The sequence below is a fragment of the Ruegeria sp. H4 genome (assembly GCF_056533065.1).
In genome coordinates this window covers 2259729-2279300 of the sequence record NZ_JBQFOC010000001.1, presented here as the reverse complement: position 1 = coordinate 2279300, position 19572 = coordinate 2259729, and the positions used below count along the sequence as shown (strand labels likewise).

General features: G+C 54.7%; 13 protein-coding genes. 6 read left to right on the top strand and 7 right to left on the bottom strand.

Annotated features, from left to right (window positions below; genetic code table 11):
- The first annotated feature begins 1 nt into the window (after position 1).
- A complete protein-coding gene (locus tag ACR0KG_RS11075) occupies positions 2–1522 on the top strand; it encodes a tripartite tricarboxylate transporter permease (protein WP_480827280.1) in 1521 nt (506 codons plus the stop codon).
- Between the two features lie 122 nt (positions 1523–1644).
- Here the strand turns inward: ACR0KG_RS11075 and putA are convergent, their stop codons facing one another.
- Positions 1645–5118 (bottom strand): bifunctional proline dehydrogenase/L-glutamate gamma-semialdehyde dehydrogenase PutA, encoded by a 3474-nt coding sequence (gene putA, locus ACR0KG_RS11070; protein ID WP_480827279.1) that lies wholly within the window; start codon positions 5116–5118, stop codon positions 1645–1647.
- Between the two features lie 142 nt (positions 5119–5260).
- Here putA and ACR0KG_RS11065 point away from each other — a divergent pair, with 142 nt between their 5' ends.
- On the top strand, positions 5261–5725 hold the full coding sequence (locus tag ACR0KG_RS11065; RefSeq protein WP_480827278.1) for an Lrp/AsnC family transcriptional regulator: 465 nt from the start codon (positions 5261–5263) through the stop codon (positions 5723–5725).
- A gap of 234 nt (positions 5726–5959) precedes the next feature.
- Here ACR0KG_RS11065 and ACR0KG_RS11060 read toward each other — a convergent pair whose 3' ends face one another.
- The 4 genes from ACR0KG_RS11060 to ACR0KG_RS11045 form a co-directional block, all read right to left on the bottom strand.
- Positions 5960–6739, bottom strand: a complete 780-nt coding sequence (locus tag ACR0KG_RS11060) for an IclR family transcriptional regulator (protein ID WP_480827277.1) — start codon at positions 6737–6739, stop codon at positions 5960–5962.
- A gap of 11 nt (positions 6740–6750) precedes the next feature.
- Entirely contained in the window at positions 6751–8109 is a 1359-nt protein-coding gene (locus ACR0KG_RS11055; RefSeq protein ID WP_353009741.1) for a TRAP transporter large permease, read from the bottom strand.
- On the bottom strand, positions 8109–8774 hold the full coding sequence (locus ACR0KG_RS11050; protein WP_480827276.1) for a TRAP transporter small permease: 666 nt from the start codon (positions 8772–8774) through the stop codon (positions 8109–8111). Before ACR0KG_RS11050 ends, ACR0KG_RS11055 begins: the two co-directional genes overlap by 1 nt.
- A 68-nt stretch (positions 8775–8842) precedes the next feature.
- Entirely contained in the window at positions 8843–10081 is a 1239-nt protein-coding gene (locus tag ACR0KG_RS11045) for a TRAP transporter substrate-binding protein (protein ID WP_480549788.1), read from the bottom strand.
- 109 nt (positions 10082–10190) lie between these two features.
- Between ACR0KG_RS11045 and ACR0KG_RS11040 the strand changes: the two genes are divergently transcribed.
- Entirely contained in the window at positions 10191–11786 is a 1596-nt protein-coding gene (locus tag ACR0KG_RS11040; RefSeq protein ID WP_480827275.1) for a GMC family oxidoreductase, read from the top strand.
- A 52-nt stretch (positions 11787–11838) separates the two neighbouring features.
- On the opposite strand, the gene ACR0KG_RS11035 is transcribed toward ACR0KG_RS11040, so the two are convergent.
- On the bottom strand, positions 11839–14559 hold the full coding sequence (locus ACR0KG_RS11035; protein ID WP_480827274.1) for an ATP-binding protein: 2721 nt from the start codon (positions 14557–14559) through the stop codon (positions 11839–11841).
- A 36-nt stretch (positions 14560–14595) separates the two neighbouring features.
- A complete protein-coding gene (locus ACR0KG_RS11030; protein ID WP_480827273.1) occupies positions 14596–14988 on the bottom strand; it encodes an adenylate/guanylate cyclase domain-containing protein in 393 nt (130 codons plus the stop codon).
- Between the two features lie 822 nt (positions 14989–15810).
- On the opposite strand from ACR0KG_RS11030, the gene ACR0KG_RS11025 reads away from it, so the two are divergent.
- The 3 genes from ACR0KG_RS11025 (at position 15811) to ACR0KG_RS11015 (ending at position 19540) form a co-directional block, all read left to right on the top strand.
- Positions 15811–16632: an FHA domain-containing protein gene (locus tag ACR0KG_RS11025; RefSeq protein WP_480827272.1), complete on the top strand. Its 822-nt coding sequence runs from the start codon at positions 15811–15813 to the stop codon at positions 16630–16632.
- A gap of 250 nt (positions 16633–16882) precedes the next feature.
- Entirely contained in the window at positions 16883–17782 is a 900-nt protein-coding gene (locus ACR0KG_RS11020; RefSeq protein WP_480827271.1) for a type IV pili methyl-accepting chemotaxis transducer N-terminal domain-containing protein, read from the top strand.
- 141 nt (positions 17783–17923) lie between these two features.
- The gene (locus ACR0KG_RS11015; protein ID WP_480827270.1) at positions 17924–19540 is read left to right on the top strand and encodes a phosphate ABC transporter substrate-binding/OmpA family protein; all 1617 of its coding nucleotides are present in this window, start codon (positions 17924–17926) and stop codon (positions 19538–19540) included.
- Positions 19541–19572: the final 32 nt, after the last annotated feature.

Here is a 19572-nt window from a genome sequence, read left to right as displayed (position 1 = left end):
TATGCTTGAGGGACTTATGACAGGCCTCGCAACGGCCTTTACACTCACAAACATCCTGATGGTGATCGGTGGGTGTTTGATCGGAACCTTCATTGGCATGTTGCCGGGTTTGGGGCCGATGTCGATCATTGCGATCATGATCCCGGTCGCAATCACGATCGGCGACCCGTCGGCGGCACTGATCCTTCTGGCAGGGGTTTATTACGGCGCAGTCTTTGGTGGCTCGACTTCTTCAATCTTGATCAACGCGCCGGGGGTGGCATCGACAGTGGCCACCAGTTTCGATGGCTATCCGCTGGCTCGTTCGGGCCAAGCGGGTAAGGCGCTGACCGTTGCCGCGATCTCATCCTTTGCGGGTGGTACGATTGGGGCGATGTTGTTGATGGTCTTTGCCCCGGCTTTGGCCTCGGTGGCGTTGCTGTTCCATTCCTCAGAGTATTTTGCGCTAATGGTCGTCGGCTTGTCCGCCATTGCAGCATTTGCAGGTACAGGACAGGTTGGCAAAGCGCTGTTGATGACGTTTTTAGGTCTGATCATGGCCACGGTGGGCGAAGGCGTTCTGTTCAATGCGCCGCGTTTCACCATGGGGATCATGGACCTGCAATCAGGGTTTGGCTTTATTACGCTTGCGATGGCCATGTTTGCCTTGCCCGAGGCGATTTACCTGGTGCTTGATCCCGATCGTTCCAAAACCGGCGATGGTGACAGCGGAAAGATCAGCAATCTGCGCATCGACCGGGAAGAGGCCAAAAAGATTGCACCGGTGATTGGACGCCAATCAATTCAAGGCTTCTTTATTGGCGTTTTGCCAGGGGCAGGCGCGACCATTGCCTCGTTTCTTGGGTATGCGGTCGAACGGAATATTGCACCGAAGGAAGAACAAGAACGCTTTGGCAAGGGTGAGATCAAAGGCATTGCCGCACCGGAAAGTGCCAACAATGCCGCCTGTACCGGATCGTTTGTGCCTTTGTTGACGCTGGGTATTCCCGGGTCGGGCACGACCGCTATTCTGCTTGGGGCTTTGATCGCCCTGAATGTCAGCCCGGGCCCACGGCTGATGATCGATGAGCCGCAGATTTTCTGGGCCGTGATCATTTCGATGTATCTGGGCAATCTGGTTCTGCTGATCCTGAACCTGCCGCTGATCCCTTACATCGCCAAGGTTTTGGCGGTGCCGCGCAATTTCCTGATCCCGTTCATTTTGTTCTTTACGCTGATGGGGGCGTATATCGGGCAGAACAACGCGACAGAGCTGCTGATGCTGGTCGGCTTCGGCGTCTGCGCGACGATCTTGCGCTTTGCAGACTATCCGCTGGCGCCGCTGCTGATCGGGTTCATCCTTGGGCCGCTGCTTGAAAACAATTTTTCGCGGGCGATGCAGCTTTATGATGGCATGAGCTTTATTTGGGAGCGGCCGATGACTTTAGGCCTTCTGGCGATCGCCGTCATACTGGTTTTGCTTCCAAGCTACCGTCAGCGTCGGGCCGTCGCGCGCGCCAAAGGGGTTGCTGACGGCGACTGATTTTCAACCTTGGTGTTGTGGGTATCGCGGATCACGCGCCAGACAGAGTTAAGTCTGGCGCGTGATTATCTATCGTCTTTGTTAAGCATTGCCGTAGCTTTAGCCGCCTGAGAACACAAACATCAGCTGGCCTCTGCAAGTAGGCTTGCATTACCGCCTGCGGCCGTGGTGTCAACACAGACGTGGCGCTCCACTACGCAGCGTTCGCCGAAATCGCTTTCAGTAGCCAACGGGATAAGGGCGCCGTCGCGATCTGCCAGCGCTTTTCTTATGGCACGCTGTTCAACCTCTGATCCCCAGTAAACGACGAGGTCAAAGCCACGGAGCGCGGTCAGAGAAGCCGGATCCAAAACGCCGTCTATTGCTCCGGTGCCTTGTGCCCCGGGTGCGACCGTTATTGGAGCGCAGCCATGTGCGCGTACAATCGACGCCTGCTGCTGCGCTGCAACAAGATTTGGCCCCAAGCACAGAACCTTACCACGACCATAGGTCGACAGAACGTTGGATTCTCCGGTTGGTCCTGGCAACTCAGAAGTACTGAGCGCCAGTCGTTCAGGGGCCGCTGTTGCGTCAATCACCTTCTGAACATCGGCTAGTGTCGCCATGGTTCCGATTTCGGCTGGAAGCTGGCTGGAGGTGCCTTGGGTAAAGCGTTTGACATAAGAGGGGCCACCTGCTTTTGGCCCGGTTCCCGAAAGACCCTCGCCCCCGAACGGTTGCGATCCAACGATCGCGCCAATCTGATTGCGGTTGATGTACATGTTGCCTGCGTTCACACGCGATGTGACCTGCTCGATCCGATCATCAATCCGCGAATGCATGCCAAAGGTCAGACCGAACCCGGTTTGGTTGATCGCATCGACAACCTGGTCCAGCTCGGAGGCTTTGAAGGCCGCGACATGCATGACCGGGCCAAAGACCTCTTTTTCCATGTCGCCGATACCCGAAACGCGCAGAACGGTGGGCGGCACAAATGTGCCTGTGTTGGGAACAGCAAGCTGTTTGAGGACACGGCCCTGAACGCGTGCAACCTCGATATAGTCCAGGATTTCTTTCTGAGCACCACTTTCGATGACCGGGCCGACATCTGTGCGTAGATCCCACGGGTTGCCGATGACCAATTCGTCCATCGCGCCATAGAGCATTTCCAGAACCGTATCTGCGACATCTTCCTGAACATAGAGGATACGCAGGGCCGAACAGCGCTGACCAGCGGACTGGAACGCCGATGCGACAATGTCCTTGATCGCTTGCTCGGGCAGCGCCGTGGAGTCGACGATCATGGCGTTCAACCCGCCAGTTTCTGCGATCAGCGGGGCACCGGGTTCGATCTTTTGGCTCATTGCGCGGTTGATGGTCTGGGCTGTGAAGGTCGAGCCTGTGAAGCACACACCGTTGACGCGGGGGTCAGACGTCATTTTGGCGCCGACAACGGAACCACGGCCGGGGATCAATTGCAGATTGCTGATAGGCACACCCGCCTGATGCATCAAGCGAACTCCGATTGAGGCGATGATTGCCGTCGGTTCGGCGGGTTTTGCAATCACGCCGTTACCTGCTGCAAGTGCCGCCGCGATTTGGCCCGAGAAAATCGCCAGAGGGAAGTTCCAGGGCGAAATACACGCGATCACCCCGCGCGCCGGGCGGTTCAGCTCCAATGCGCGCGCTGCGTAGTAGCGTAGGAAATCGACGGCCTCGCGCAGCTCGGCAATGGCGTCCATCGGGGTTTTACCGGCTTCTCGGGTCAGGGCTGCGAAGATTTCGCCGAAGTTCTCCTCGTACAGATCCGCAGTCTTATTCAGAACCTCTGCGCGCGTTTGGGCATCCGCGCTCCAGGCCTTTGCCGCGCTCAGCGCTGTTTCCATGTCTTCTGCAGCGGCCTGCTTTGCAGTTCCCAGCTTGTCCGCGTGATCAGCCGGGTTGATTACGTCAAGAACGCGGTCACCGGTGACCTCACCTTCGATGATCGGGCCGACATTCCAAACGGTGTTTCGGAAGGGGGTGCGGGCCTGTTCAATCTCTGCCAGATCGGTTGTGTCATGCAAATCCCAACCGCGCGAGTTCGGGCGTTCGGTCCCGTACAAGGCATTCGGCATCAGCACAGATGAGTTGCGGTCGGGGGTGGCAATTGTTTCGAACGGATCGGTGGCGATGGCTTCGGCCGGAACAGCCTCATCTACGATCTGGTTTACGAAGGAAGAGTTTGCGCCGTTTTCCAGCAACCTGCGGACCAGATAGGCCAGAAGATCGCGATGCGCGCCAACCGGAGCATAGATACGGCAGCGGGTGCCTTCGCCTTCCAGCACCAGATCGTGCAGTGAATCCCCCATGCCATGCAGGCGCTGGAATTCAAACGCGCGCTTGTCATCAGCCATTTCCAGAATGGCCGCGACCGAATGTGCATTGTGCGTGGCAAATTGCGGATAGATGCGATCCGTCATCTCAAGCAGTTTTTTGGCGCAACAGATATAGGAGACATCGGTTGCTGCTTTTCGGGTGAACAGGGGGAACCCGCCAAGCCCTTCGACCTGTGCCCGTTTGATTTCGGTGTCCCAATAGGCGCCTTTGACCAGACGCACCATGATCTTGCGATCAAGTTCGGTGGCCAGCGCGTTCAGCCAGTCCAGCACATGAGACGCACGTTTTCCGTAGGCCTGAACCACAACCCCAAAGCCATCCCAGCCTGCCAGCGATGGATCACGCAGAACGGCTTCGATCACGTCAAGCGAAAGGTCGAGCCGGTCAGCCTCTTCCGCGTCAATATTCAGGCCCATGCCGGCGTATTTCGCTTGCTGTGCAAGTTTCAGTGTCAACGGCACCAGCTCGGCCATGACCCGGTCTTTCTGACCAACTTCATAGCGGGGATGCAGCGCTGACAGCTTGATCGAGATGCCCGGGTTTTCGCGAATATCCTTGGAGCGGCATTCCCGTGCCAGAGCGGCAATGGCGTCCTGATAGGCGATAAAGAACCCCTTTGCATCTGCTGCCGTCAGTGCAGCCTCACCCAGCATGTCGTAAGAATAGGTGTAACCCTGCGCTTCTTTCTTCTCGCCGCGCTTAACCGCCTCTTCGATGGTTTGACCCAGAACGAATTGAGCCCCCATTTCTTTCATCGCACGTCCGACAGCCGCGCGGATCACCGGCTCACCCAAGCGTTTTACGGCGCCTTTCAGGGTCGCAACAAGGCCGCTGCCTTCCTGAAGAACCTTGCCGGTCAGCATCAGCGCCCATGTCGACGCGTTGACCAGTGAGGAAGAGGAGTTGCCAAGGTGCTGGCCCCAGGCCGAAGGTGCAATTTTGTCTTCGATCAGGGCGTCGATCGTATCTGCATCCGGCACGCGTAACAGCGCCTCGGCCAGACACATCAGGGCAACGCCTTCGCTGGTGGACAGGCCGTATTCGGCCAGAAAAACCTCCATCAAGCCGGGTTTGTCGTCGGCCCGGATCGATTTCACCAGAGCAATTGCACGGTTGCGCGCTGCTGCACGATCAGATGCCGTCAGTTCAGCCGCTTGGGTGAGTTCTCTCAGAACCTCGGATTCGTCACGCAAATGGTTCTGGCGAATTCGGTTCCTGATTGTAGCCAACTCTGACATTGCAGCTCTCCTGAGTTCTTTGCGCTTTGACGCTTGCCGCGTAGGATATCAGAGTTCCAGAATTCGTGTTGCCTAAAGAAGGGTATGGAGGTAAAAAAAAGTACTGAAATTACTGAAATATGCAGGCATAACGGCGGCAATAGTGGACAAGAATAGGCAATTAGATCGCCATGATCGCGCAATCATTGCGATTCTTGCGCGGGAAGGTCGAATACCTGTTACAGAGTTGTCTGTGCGGGTTGGTTTATCAAAAACCCCATGCCAGATCAGGCTGAAACGCTTGCAGGAGGATGACATCATCCTTGGTTTTCAGGCCGTCATCAATCCGGCCAAGATGGACCTGGAGCAAGTGGCCTTTGTCGAGGTCAAGCTGTCCGACACGACCGAGCCCGCTTTGTCCGCGTTCAATGCTGCGGTGCGCAAGGTGCCAGAGGTTGAACAGTGCCACATGATTGCGGGGGCATTCGATTACTTGATCAAGATCCGTACATCGAACATGCGGACATTTCGCGAAGTCCTGGGAAAAACCATCTCGTCCCTGCCTAACGTCGCCAGCACGTCGACCCATGTCTCAATGCAATCTGTCAAAGACAGCGAAACATTTTAGGCACAGCTGTAAACGCGACACTGGTATACGTGATATGTGGCTTTGAAATTTTCCGATTTGCTGGCGTTTGAGTCGGTTTGTCAAAAGATGATGAAACCAAAACTGATGGCCTTTCGCTCATCGATTGCGGCGATTGATCTGCACCGTATCAGATCGGTGGATCAGGCCCATCAGCGGTTCACGTTGACAAATCAGTAGATCAACTGGCGTCGTGATGGGTGTTTATGAAATGGATCATTCTGCCAGAAGCGCCGAAAGATCAGCCGCGCCTTTCTGCAAAGTCTGCAAGAAAGACATCAGGCTTTCTACGTCATGACGCTGAGTTGGCGCATGAACGGAAAGTGTTGCAACCAACCTGTCCTGCCCATCCTGAACAGGCACCGCAAGAGCAGTCATCCCGGTCATGAACTCTTCATCATCGGTGGAATACCTGTTGTCGGCGATACGTTGGATTTCAGAGCGTAAAGCGTCGGGGTCCGTCAAAGAGCGTTCGGTTTGCGGTTGAAGATTGCCGGCGGAAAGAAAGCCATCCAGCGTTTTTTGCCGCAATGTAGACAGGTACATCTTGCCGCTGGCGGTGCAATGAAAGGGTACTTGTGTACCGACGGGCAATTGAATGCGCAAAGGCCATTTGGTTTCGATCCGGTCGAGATAGATCATGCCTTCGCGGTCCGGGGTGGCGAGATTGCAGGTTTCACCCACTTGTTCGGCCACGCTGCGCAAGATCGCCAGACGCGCCGTACGCAGGTGCTCGGAAGACATCGTATTGACTGAAAGCAACCTTAGCCGGTGGCCGGGGCCGTATGAGCGGCCATCCAGATCGCGTTGTAGAAACCCTTCGGCCTCGGCGGTTTGAAGCAGGCGGTGGACCGTTGGTTTTGCCAATCCCAATGCGTCGATAAGATCAGATGGTTTTACGGCAACCCCGCGCCGCGCCACCTCCTCTAGTATGAGGAGAAGGCGCAAGTTGGTCGGGATCTGAGTTTCTTTTTCTTGTGTTTCCGTCAGGGCCATCCCGCAACAGTCTAGTTATTTGGCAGCAGGATCAAGGCCAGATCGGGCACAAGTGAAACCAAAATCCATACTGACAGCAAAGATACCAGATAAGGCACGGTGTATCTGAGCAGCCGGAAATAGGGCACTCCGGTCACACCTGAAGCGACATACAGGTTCAACCCGTAAGGGGGTGTGATGAAGCCGATGGACGCGCCGACCAGGAAGATCACCGAGAAGTGGATCGGATCAATGCCAACCGAGGCCGCGATGGGGGCCAAGATTGGGGCCAAGATAATCGTGACCGGCAGGCTTTCCAGCACCATACCCGAGAAGAAGACGATTACCATTGAGGTGAACAGAACTGCGTAATAGCCACCCATTGAGGTTACGAAATTGCCGATAGTCTCCTGTGCGCCAAGCAAAGACAGGATTTGCTGCATCACGACTGAAATTGCGATCAGTGGTGCCAGGATACCTGTGATCTGAGCCGATCGGATCACGATCGAAGGGATTTCTGGAATCGTGAACCCTTCGACCACGAACATCTCGGCAAAGGTTTTTTCGGTGGGTGAAATGTCGTTCCGTGCACCCATGATGCGGTTGATCGGATAGCTGACGAGGCCCGCAATGACGCAGAAACCTACGGTCACGCCCGCCGCCTCAGTAGGGGAAAATTTGCCAGTGTAGATGCCCCACAGCACCAGGCCAATGGCGAAGAAGCCAAGCCAAGCTCCGAACGCGGTTTTTAGCACCCGGTTCAGTTGCAGCGGGATCAAGTGGCCCCAGCCATTCATGCGGCAGATGATCCAGCAGGCAAACTGCATGCCAAAGACCATCAGCGCGCCGGGCAGGATACCTGCGACGAACAGCTCAGAAATCGGCAGGTTCATCAGGAATCCGTAGACGATGAAGATAATCGAGGGAGGAATGATAATCCCCACCGTGCCGCCCGCCGCAGCGGTTGCCGCGCTGAACCGTTCGTCATAACCACCCTTGACCATCTCCGGGTGCAACATGGAACCAATCGTAGCGGTGGTTGCGGAATTTGATCCTGAGATTGCAGCGAACAATCCGCAAGCGCCCAGTGACGCCATCGCAAGCCCGCCACGTATCCATCCGAGACAGGCATAGGCGAAGTCGCTAAGCCTTCGGGCGATACCAGACTTGTTAATCAGGTCACCGGTCAGAATGAAGAGGGGCATCGCCAGAAGGGCAAAGCCTTTATTGAAAACATTCAGAAGCTCTGCGCCCATGTTGTCCAGCGTCAGGCCAAGGACAAAGGAACAGCCGATGACCCAGTAGCCGATGACCAGCAGAACGGGCACGCCCAGCATGAAAAGGAAGGTGACCCCCAGCGAGATCAGTGTAACCATGGTTCCATCTGTCATCAGTCTGCTCCGATCACGGCTTGCTTGATCAGCGGCTCGCCTGTTTTCCAATTGTTCAGATCGTCGGCGAGGTTTTGAAACACCCGTCCAACCATCAGAAAGAACGAAAGCGGTGCGGCCAGAAGGAACCACCACTGCATAATGTTGTCAGTCCCCAGGACAATCTGGAAGTTCGAAGCCGACAGCGCCACCAACCGCGTGGTGGTCACGATGACGATCACTGCGAAGATGAACCAAAGGACCGCATCCAGGATCAAACAGGCCAGTTGACCGGCGCGGGGCATGGAGGTGCGGAATTCACTAAAGCTCAGATGTGTACGCAGGCGAACATTGTAGGAGGCACCGAACCATGCCATCACCATGAACAGCAGGGGCGGAATGGTCGTTGACCAAGGTTCTTGATCGTTGAACACAAATCGATCAATCACGCCCCAGAAGATGATGAAGGCAATCGCCAGGTAGGAATAGACCATCACGGACCGTTCAAAATGGCGTTCGACAAAGGGAACTTTCTGGTAAATCCACATGATGAGAAGCCCACCCAAGGCCGCGACGATTGCGCCCAAAACCCATGTCGCGTCGGATTCCAGTGCAGATTGTATCTCGAATGAATCAAAGGTGAGAAGAGCGCTAAAGATAGCGCCTATGTCTGCCCAAAATGACATGAGCCCCGTCCTCCCAGTCGGTGTTTTGTGGAACCGGCCCAAACGGGCCGGTTCTTGAAGAGCTTAAATTAGGCTTGGCCCATCCACCAACGGCGTGGCTCGACATTTTCGGGCAGAGTGTCAGCCGGAATTTCACGCGCGATGTCGTAGATTTCCTGATACGTATCGATGCCACCAGCCCATTTATTCAGACGTTCACGCCACTGCGCCCAAGGCTCAGGGTTGTAGTTGGGCGCGCACATCTCTTCGGCCAGTTTGATCTGGTCGTCTGGCAGGAAAGCCGGGCGGACGCCGTTCTCGGCGAAGATCGTATTCGGCAATTGCGGCTCTGAGAAGCCAACCGTGTTCAACAATGCAGCTTCATTGGCGCCCTGAATCAGAGCCTGCGTAAAATACGAGGACTCCATGACTGCGTCCTGCAAATCACCACCCAGGCTGTCGAACACCTTGGCCGACATCGAGGTATGCTCGGTACCGCAGAAGAACTTCAGGTTCACCGACTGTGAAACCACCGGTGCCATGTTGGCGTAGGCCACGGCTGAGGCCCATGTCTCGGCCCCGTCAATTAGGCCGGTCTTCAACGCGTCCAGGGTTTCTTCCCAAGCGACAGGCACAGGGTTCAGATTCAGCAATTGCATGGCAATCCGGCCCAGCTGTGTACCTGTTACACGGTTTTTTGTGCCAAACAGTTCTTCCAGCTTGGTAACGGTTGGCTTGTCGGCAAAGTTCGAACCCATTTGCAGACCACGCAACTCGCAATGGGTGAACAGGAATTTCAGCCCATGCCGTTTCTCAAGCGGATCGCGCAGGATGCGCTGGCTCGCGGGGCTGTAGAAGAAGTGATACTGCGCTGCGCGGCTTGGGAACATATAGGCATAGTCCAACACGTTCAGATAGGGTGCGCCACCTGCAGAGTTCTGAGTTGAGGCTGCATAGATGTCGACGATACCCTGCTGAGTCTTCTCGACACAGCTCAGCTGACCGCAGATTTGGTTATCGCCGATGAACTCAATGCGAATCTCACCGTCCGTACGCTCTTCCAGATCACGCGCAAACTCGATGGCTCCGGCGCGTTCGATCAGAAGGTTGCGGGTGTTGAAGCCAGAAGCGCCGAATTTCAGCGTGTGCTTCGGCTCTTTTGAAAAGCGCTTTTCATAGGTTGACTCAGCGGCTTGCGCCAAATTCGCCAGGCTCATCGCGCCGCCGAACCCGCCTGCTGCTAGCAGCGTCGAGCTCATGCCATAGCGTCCGGCCACACGGAAGAAATCCCGCCGCGAAATACCACTTAGTTTCTGACCAATCTCCATTGCTTACCTCCCTGATCGCAAATAATGAGACTATTTGTATCAAAAAATGCTAGTATAATTCTTGCATCTTGCATAGAGTTTTTTTCAGCGACTTTGGGAGGAGGCAGTCATGGAAGTGGATTATGCGGTTGTTGGCGCGGGGTCTGCGGGCTGCGTTATTGCCAATCGGCTCAGCGCTGATCCCAAGAGCACAGTTGCTCTGCTAGAGGCCGGCGGGCGCGATACAAACCCGTGGATTCACATTCCTGTTGGGTACTTCAAAACGATGCACAATCCGTCAGTCGACTGGTGTTATCGCACCGAACCCGACCCCGGCCTGAACGGTCGGTCCATCGACTGGCCGCGCGGCAAAGTCTTAGGTGGCTCATCTTCGCTGAACGGGCTACTATATGTCCGCGGACAAAAAGAAGACTATGACCGTTGGCGCCAGATGGGCAATGAAGGCTGGGGCTGGGACGATGTGTTGCCCTTGTTCAAACGCAGCGAAGATCAGGAACGGGGCGTGGATGAGTTCCACGGTGTTGGCGGGCCATTGTCTGTGTCGAACATGCGCATTCAGCGCCCAATCTGTGACGCATGGGTCGCCGCCGCGCAGGCCGAAGGCTACCCCTTTAATCCCGACTATAACGGCGCCGAACAAGAGGGCGTTGGGTATTTTCAGCTGACCACGCGCAATGGTCGCCGTTGTAGTGCTGCTGTCGCCTATCTGAAGCCCATTCGCGATCGCCAAAACCTGAACATCATCACCAAAGCTTTGGTATCGCGCGTGATCCTGGACGGCAAGAAGGCCGTCGGGTTAGTGTACCGTGATAGATCTGGGGTGGAGCACACTCTGAAAGTGCGACGCGAGATTGTCCTGTCGGGTGGTGCGATCAACTCGCCCCAGATTTTGATGTTGTCAGGGATCGGAGACCCGGATCACCTCAAGGAAAACGGCGTTGAACCGCTGCACGCGCTGCCGGGTGTTGGCAAAGGTCTTCAGGATCATCTTCAGGCTCGGCTGGTCTTCAAATGCAATGAACCTACACTGAATGATGAGGTGCGCAGTCTATTCAATCAAGCGCGTATCGCCTTGAAATACGCCCTTTTCCGCGCGGGCCCGATGACCATGGCGGCCAGCCTGGCCACAGGTTTCATAAAGACCCGCCCAGATGTCGAAACGCCGGATATTCAGTTCCATGTCCAACCCTGGTCCGCCGATAGCCCGGGGGAGGGCGTGCACCCGTTTTCAGCCTTCACAATGTCTGTTTGCCAGTTGCGCCCGGAAAGCCGTGGGGAGCTTAAGTTAAACGGCCCTGATCCATCCACGCACGTAAAAATCATTCCGAACTACCTATCAACAGAAACCGATTGCCGTACCATGGTCGATGCGGTGAACATCGCCCGGCGGATCGCCAAACAGAATCCACTTGCCTCGAAAATCTCTGAGGAGTTTCGACCATCGGCAGAGCTGAGCCTTGACGACTATGAAGGTACATTGGATTGGGCCAGATCGAACACCGCATCAATCTATCACCCTACCGGTACCTGCGCGATGGGACAGGCCGAGACATCGGTTGTTGATGCCAAACTGAAGGTCCATGGAATATCGAACCTGCGCGTCGCGGATTGCTCGATCATGCCCGAAATCGTCAGTGGCAACACCAATGCACCGGCGATTATGATCGGTGAAAAAGCAAGCGATCTGGTAATGGCTGATGCCTGAGATACGGGCTGACCGGAGTTGGAGTTTGCCCCAACAGCCGGGCAGTTCAAAACTACTCCAGAAGTAGCTTGAATGAAGGATGGCGTTCCGCGCCACTTGGCATAATCTCATGGATCGCTGATAGAACTTCATCGGATGAAGACAGCTGCAGGCGTCTGCGGCTGTCCAGAATATGGGCCAACCAGGCAAGTGCCCTGATATCTCGGGCCATTTGTTCTGCGTGGTCCAAATCTCTCACCAGTACATCTGCAGGCGCTTTTGCCAGATAGCGAGATTCCGCGCGCAGCCGCAGAATTTCGGGCCAGATCATTGTGTTACCTTGGGCGTTTTCGGGCGTGTCAATCGTTGCCCACAATCCTTCGGCGTCTTCATGTCGCCCCACGCACGCATAGGCATGCGCGAGCAATGCTTCGTGGTATCTGGTCAAAAATCGAATGCCCAGAGCCTCAGCCCCCGCGATGGCGGCTTCCAAGTCAGCCAGCGCCGCGGCGGGGTTTTCGTTGTGATAGCATGCGGCAGCCATCCAGAGATTTGCGCCGACAATCCAAAAGGGCTGCCCAAATGTTTCAGCCAGCGACTTGGCCTGTTCCAGTTCGTCGCGGATCGGTAGGCCGCTTGGCGCGTAACAACGTGCTGCTGTGCGGAAAACGCGAATATATGGGACAAGTGGCGCAACATCCAACCGTTCCCCATGCGCGCGGGCCGAGGCCAACGCTTGCTCCCAGCCATCAGCATCACCCGCGATAAAGCGCCCGTGCGCCCGGAATAGATGGACCAGTTCCAGACAATCCATCGAATAGGTCATTACATGCAGCTTATGTTGATCAAAGTCATACAGTTCGGCGGTGCGCTGATAGGATGCTTCTTGCTCGGCGAATTCACCAAGGCTGAAGCTCGTAACCGATCGTGCGCAGTTAGAAACAACGCCCAGCTTGGGATCGACTTTGGCGATGTGTTCCATGCGCTCAACCATCCGCACGGTGCCCGACACATCTGACAAGGTGTAAGCGTGAGTCCATATGCCCCACGCAATCTGGAATTCAAGCTCACCACCCCCGGCGATAGCTTCGCACAGTGCCAGTGCATTCCCATAGGCCGCTGCCGCACGAGGGGATCCAAACCCCCCCTGCTGGACCAGCGCGTTGCCAAGTACAAATTCGGTCGACATTTCCAGGCGATTGCGCAGATCCTGATCTTCGATTTTCTCTAGTAGCCCCTTGGCAATTTTCGCGACACGCACGCTTTCGGCGATCTCACCGCGCATGGTTGCGACCTGAGCGGCCTCGGCCAGTTTAGGGATGGCTTGCGCATAGTCTTCGCACCCAATCAAGTGCTTTGCTTCGATGATAGGATTGGCCTTCAGAGATTCAGGTGCGATCGCCCGATAGGCCTGCAGCGCGTCCCCGTGCAGCTTGCGGGCGCGCGTGTTCAACATAGATGTGACCACCGCATCGCGCAGCAGTGCATGATCGAACGCAAGCTCGTTGGTACCCCTTTGCCGAAGCAAACTGCGATAGACAAGCGTGTCCGTAGTCTTTTGGACCTCGTGCACTGGTTTGTTCATCATGGCAGCAGCCACGTCCGTTGTTGCATAGTCTTGCAGGACGGCGACGACCTCGACCAACTGCCTTTCATCCTCATCGACATCCAGCCGTTGCTGCAGTGCTTCTATCAGGGTTTGTGGTATGGCTGCCTCGATACTCGCTTGCGGCTGCTCTAGCAGGGTCATCGTGTAATGGTACACATAAAGCGGTATGCCATTCGCGCGTTCGATTATTTTTTCGCGCGTCGATTGGTTGAGCCGGTTATCTGGGTCGAGAAATCCTATCAGTCTACCCGCATCGTGATCTGCAAGTGGGGTCAGATCGATACGCAAGTCTGCTTCTACCTGCAGATTTCGCCCTTCCAGCCTGTGTGTCGCCAACAAAAACAGCGGCTGGTTGCGAAAAACCTGCGAAAGCACGGTAAGGAATGCAACAGAATCCTCATCAAGCCATTGGGCATCGTCGATGAACAGTATGAGTGGTCCCTTGGCAAGCTCGCGTTCGAGTATTGCTTGTAATGCTTCTGTAATCCGGCCTTGGCGGACGATTGGCGCGACAGGTATTTGCGACATATTCAAGAGGCGCTGAAGACCGTCTAGCATACCTTCCGGGGCCCATTCCTCGAGGGAAGCGGCGGGGTCCTTTCCGTTCTGCTCTTGAGCGATCAACGTACGTATCGCGGCGTTGAAACATGCAAAACTTTGCTCGCTGCGGTGAAGGGATCCCACGACGCGTATGACGTTTGCATTCGGAACTGACGTTAGGAATTGCTCTGCCAGCATTGTCTTGCCATAGCCTCCGGGGGCCATAACGTCTGCAAATGCAAATCGGCCCGAAACAGCGTCTGCATAACAGGTGCTGATCTGGCTTATCAGGTCAGAGCGGCACAGCAATGGCTGTCCGACCGGGTTCAATTCCACTTGCCCGTCCCATAGCGCGGGTTGATCCTGAAAACCTTGTTGGTCATTCAGGATATTGCCTGTCGTCAGCATGGCCTGATCACCTGTCAGGTGCGGAACGTCAATCGCCCAAACATCAATGGGATTGCGAAAGCCTTTGAGCGCTGTCTCGCCAACCTCTCTAAGGTTAAGCGCCGCCTGATCAATGGACCGCCTGACTTCGGATGAAAAGAAGATGCTGCTTGGGCTCGCCAGTGATTGCAGCCGCGCAGCGCGGTTCACCGCGTTACCGATAGCCAATGCTTCCTGAGCCGCCTCGCCAGCGCGCACAGTGTTTACAACGCTCCATCCTGTTGCGACGCCACATCAGGCTTGCAGAAGCTTTCCTTTTATCTTCAGGGCAGAGGCGATTTCGATGATCTTAATTGCGCACGCAACTGCAGTGGCGGCGCTGTTTTTGATCGACCTTGGATAACCAAAATATGCCATGGCGCCGTCGCCCATATATTTCGCAACAAAGCCACCCGCATTCTGGATTTCCTGCTGGCACTGGCTTTGAAAGCTCTGGATCACCTCGAACATGGCTTCATTACCAAAATGCTGTGTTGCATCCGTAGAACCAACGAGATCAACGAAGAGAACGGTCATGTATTGTGATCTTGCTTCGCTGGTTTCTCCGATACGGGCACCGCAGCTTGAACAGAAATTCCCACCAGCCTCGGAAGGAACTCCGCACCGCTTACATACAACTTCACTCATCTGGCCAGCTTCCTCAGGGTCTTTTTGACTCTGCACACAGGGAAACAAGTATTGGTTACAGCGGCGTCGTTCTGAAAAGCATCAAAACCAAGACATTTAGGTATCTAATCCCAATTCGGGGCCAGAATCCGGGAATGAGATATCTGATTGCACGTTCCCCCATTTGTGCGATCTTCCAGATATGCACGGCTCAATCATCGAGGCCAAAGCATAGCGTATTACGATATAATGCTTTAAATTTGATAGATTGTCGACAAATTCGAAACACTGATGAAGGCGATTGTTCGGCCAGTGTATCTATGGTTGCTGTGATCCGATCCGTATCGTGTTTAGAGAACCCGCAACTGAGATTCGAATGTGACACCACGCATTTGGTCAAAACTGTTTCGCCAATAGTAAAGTTTTTTCAAGGATTGCGGACGACGATCCCGCATTTGCAACACCCCAAACCCGCAATGCTGCAGTAGCGCGCAAAGCGCTGCCGGAGCCGAAACATAAGAGGGCGGGTCGTCTGTCATGCTGAAATCAAAAAAAGTGAGAATGCAGACCGTTCTCATTCAGTCTGCTCACCCGCTCCATGGGCGAAAACGGTGATTTCGCGTCGCTTTTTCTATCTTAATCAATTCCGCAATGAAGGCAGGAAGAAAACAAACTTTGGGCACATTGAAAGGATTCTTTGGGTTGGCGCCGGATTCTGGGGTGATTGTTGTACTCGCTAGCTCGTCTGAACTTGGACCTGATGCGAGTTTGCTCCTACGTCCATGCGCGTTTGGCCATCATAGGATTGGCTCAAAAGTTGTGAAAAGTTAGATGGTGAAACAGATGTTCAAATACAAAAGTCCGCTCAGCCGTATTCTTGATGGAACCAATATGCCCAGCGTCGCTGAAGACGAACCGGTCGATTTTGGTGTCATCGTTGCCGAAGATTCAGAATTGACGACTGAACCTACAGAACCTGAAACGCCCGAGGCGGAAGCGGCCCTTCAATCCGAAATACAGTTGGCCGGATCGGATGCGATTGCATCTTTGGCGTTTGCGGAAAGACTGGAGGCGCTGAATACGCCTAACGTGGAAGATGCCCTCGACGCCGCAGCACCTCAGATAGTTGAACCGGCTCCGATGCCCGATCCTCATCCGGGACCCGGCGAAAGTGTCGAAGCCCCTGAAGCTGATGCTTCGAATGCTAAACGCGGCCGGCGCGTCAAAACAACTTTCCTGGGCTTTGGGAACCAGGCGGATCCGATCGAAGATATTCTAAAAACCGCGGAGCCAGTGAAAAACAACTCCCAACAACACGAAGCCTATCCGGTCGGTTGGTTGGTTGTGACCAAAGGCCCCGGTCGCGGTACAAGTGTGATGCTCACAGGTGGATTGATGCAGATCGGTCGGAATGACGATCAAGCCATCCAACTCGATTTTGGCGACAACGGTATCTCTCGCAGTAATCATGCAGTGATCGCTTATGACCCAGAAGCCCGAAAGTGCTATTTGGGTCATGGGGGTAAAGCGAATTTGGTTCGCCTAAATTCGGGGCCTGTGCTTAGCACGGTTCCATTGTCGAGTGGTGACGATATTCGCATCAGTGACACCACAATGCGCTTTACCGCATTTTGCGATGATGAGTTCGACTGGCAGGCCGATTGAGTTGATCTGAAGTAAACTCTCCTTAAAGAAGAGCGCTTCGCATAAATGTGGAGCGCTCTTCTTCTTTACGTGTATCAGTTTGATAGCAACAGTCGAAGAATATTGAATAATTTCAACGCTTAGTTCGATTTTGAAGTTAGTCAAGAAATCAACACAAACTTTTCTTGGGCCAACCACAATACAGCTCGATTTATTGCCATTGTTAACACAATCGGTGGGTAAAAAGTGAGAGAAGGTAAGGTTAGCCACTATGAAAATGAACCGACGAGTATTTCTTAATAGCGCATCGTTGGCGGCCTGTGTCGCTATGGTGCCGGTCGGCGGGCGTGCGCTGGCAATGGCGGCCGGGCAGGTTGCGCATCGGATACTGGCCGCAGACAAGCTGAGTTTCTTGACAGAGAAGGTTGCGAAGGCAGTTGTACTGCTAAGCCTGGGTGCCGAAGTCGAAAAGGATCTGGCTGAACTGCAAGAAGCCCATGATGAGTTTGACGACATTCTGTTGGGCTTTCGCGAGGGTAAGGGATCTTCGGGCGTTGACCGTGAGCGGTTTGTTTCCGTGAACAACGCGCTGAAAGAGGTCGAAAAGCTTTGGATGCCTTACCGCAAGGCGATCGAAGAGATTATCGAGGCAGGAAAGGTGGATGATGAGCATCTGCACCTAATTGTCGGCAATGATGAGGTTCTGGAAAAAACCTGCCACGAAGTCGTTCGTAAGCTGGAAGAGGCCTATGGCGACGTGGATATCGATCTGGCACTGGCATTGGCACTGGACTTTGCAGGACGTCAGAGAATGCTGACACAGAAGATCTGCAAGGAAATCGCGCTGGCAGCAGCAGGTCAGGACACCGAAGAGCACCACAAGAAATTCAAGAAGAACGCCAAGAAGTTCGGCAAGATTGTCGACGTTCTGATTGAAGGTGGAAGCAGTTCGATCACGATGGCCAAACCGCCAAGCAACGCGGCGCTTGAGGCCTTGACCGAAGTTCAGACCCATTGGGCAAAACTGCAGCCGGTTGTCGAGCAACTTGACAGCGTAGACGTGCCAAACGTCGATGACGTAGCTCACTTCTGTGCCGAGATGGATGTGCTTGAGATTGAGTCCGAAAAGGCCGCGCTTCTCTATGAAGAGGCCATCAAGCTGGATTCCTGAACGCCAACCCATGTCTCACGTGATTTGGCCCCAAACTACAGCACCTGAACGGAACTCGTAGCAAAACCAAATTGCGACTACTTTGATGCCTAAAACATGCATCGGAAAAATACTAAATGAGTGCTAACTCGAGGAGTTAAAATGTTAAATTCACCATTCACGCGGCTTTGTGTTGCCGCATCGATCATCTCAGGCGCTGTCACCACCGCGTCATTTGCACAAGAGGTTCGCCTGGTCGGGAAGGACAGCAATATCGACGTGATCGGCAATCTTCTGTCGTCAAAAGACGGGAAGTATCTGGTCGAAACGGATATCGGCGAGTTTGTGATCAATCAGGATCTGGTGACCTGCGAAGGTGAGGCTTGTCCGACCGAGCAGACCTATGTCTACGACCTTGAAATTTCCGCCCCCGATGAGATCGCAGAGGTTCTGGTTCCGATCATCGCAGAAGGATATGCCGCTGCCGCTTTGGAAGCAGAGGCCCAGCTTTATGACGAAAACGGAGAGCCGGTAGATACCGAAACCGTTGACGTGGGCGACCACAAATACGGCGAGGAGCATGACTTTGCATTGCTGCTGACCGATCTGGAAGGCGATGATGTTGCAACATTCGGCATCCATACAGCCAATGGCGCACGCCTGTTCGAGCGTCTTGCCAAGAAAGATGCCTCGATCATCTTTACCGAAACCTCTGCACGTAAGGCTGATCGCTCGATCGTGTCCGAAAGCAGTGGCGGCAATCTGCGCGACTTTGATCAGGAGCGTGTTATCGCGGTGGACGGTTTTGCACTGATTGTGAACCCGCTGAACCAGATCCCTGATCTGAGCGTCAAGCAGGCTCGTGACATCATGTCCGGTGATATCGTGAACTGGTCTGAAGTTGGCGGTTCGGATGCACCCATCCATGTCTACTCGTTCGACCCTGATACCGAAGCGTATCATCACATCGAAAAGCTTCTGTTCAAGAAGTCCGACAAGACGCTGACGAACGAGTCGAGCATTGTGCACGACCGCACGGAGTTGACGACCGCGATCATGGAAGATGTGGCCGGCTTCGGTATCGTCAACTACGCTGCTAAGCGCGATGCACGTGCCGTTCCGCTGCGCACAACCTGCGGGATTGTTCAGGACCCCAGCCTCTTCAATCTGAAGACCGAGGAATACTATCTTCAGGAACGTGTTGTGGCCTATAACCGCTCGGATATCGACGGCTATGCCCGTGAACTGGTTGATTTCCTGGATGATGGCAGCCTGGACGGCCTTGTCGCTAAAGCGGGCTATATCGACCTGTCGATCACTTCGGACAGCCAGGAGCGCGCCGCAGAACGTCTGGTCGCCGAGCTGGAGGAGGGTGAGAATGAGTATGAGGCAGAGCTTGTCGAAGACCTGCTGAAAAACATGAACACCCACGCACGTCTGTCGACAACGTTCCGTTTCGCGCCTGGCTCGAAGCGTTTCGATAACAAAGCCGAGCGCGACCTGATGCGTATGGTGAACTATCTGGCCGAAACCAAGCCGAGCGAAGTTGTGATCGTCGGGTTTACTGACAACAAGGGCCCCTTCGACTCGAACCTGCTGATTTCACAGGAACGTGCTCAGGCTGCGTTGGACCATCTGGTCGAGGTTGCCACCGGTGGCGAACTGGACGGGATCACCCTGAAGGCAGTTGGTTATGGCGAACTTGAGCCTGTCGCCTGCAATGACAGCCCACGTGGCCGCGCGATCAACCGTCGCGTCGAAGTATGGATCGCTGGTTAAGGTGAGTACAGGCAAGCCGCGGCGATCTCGTC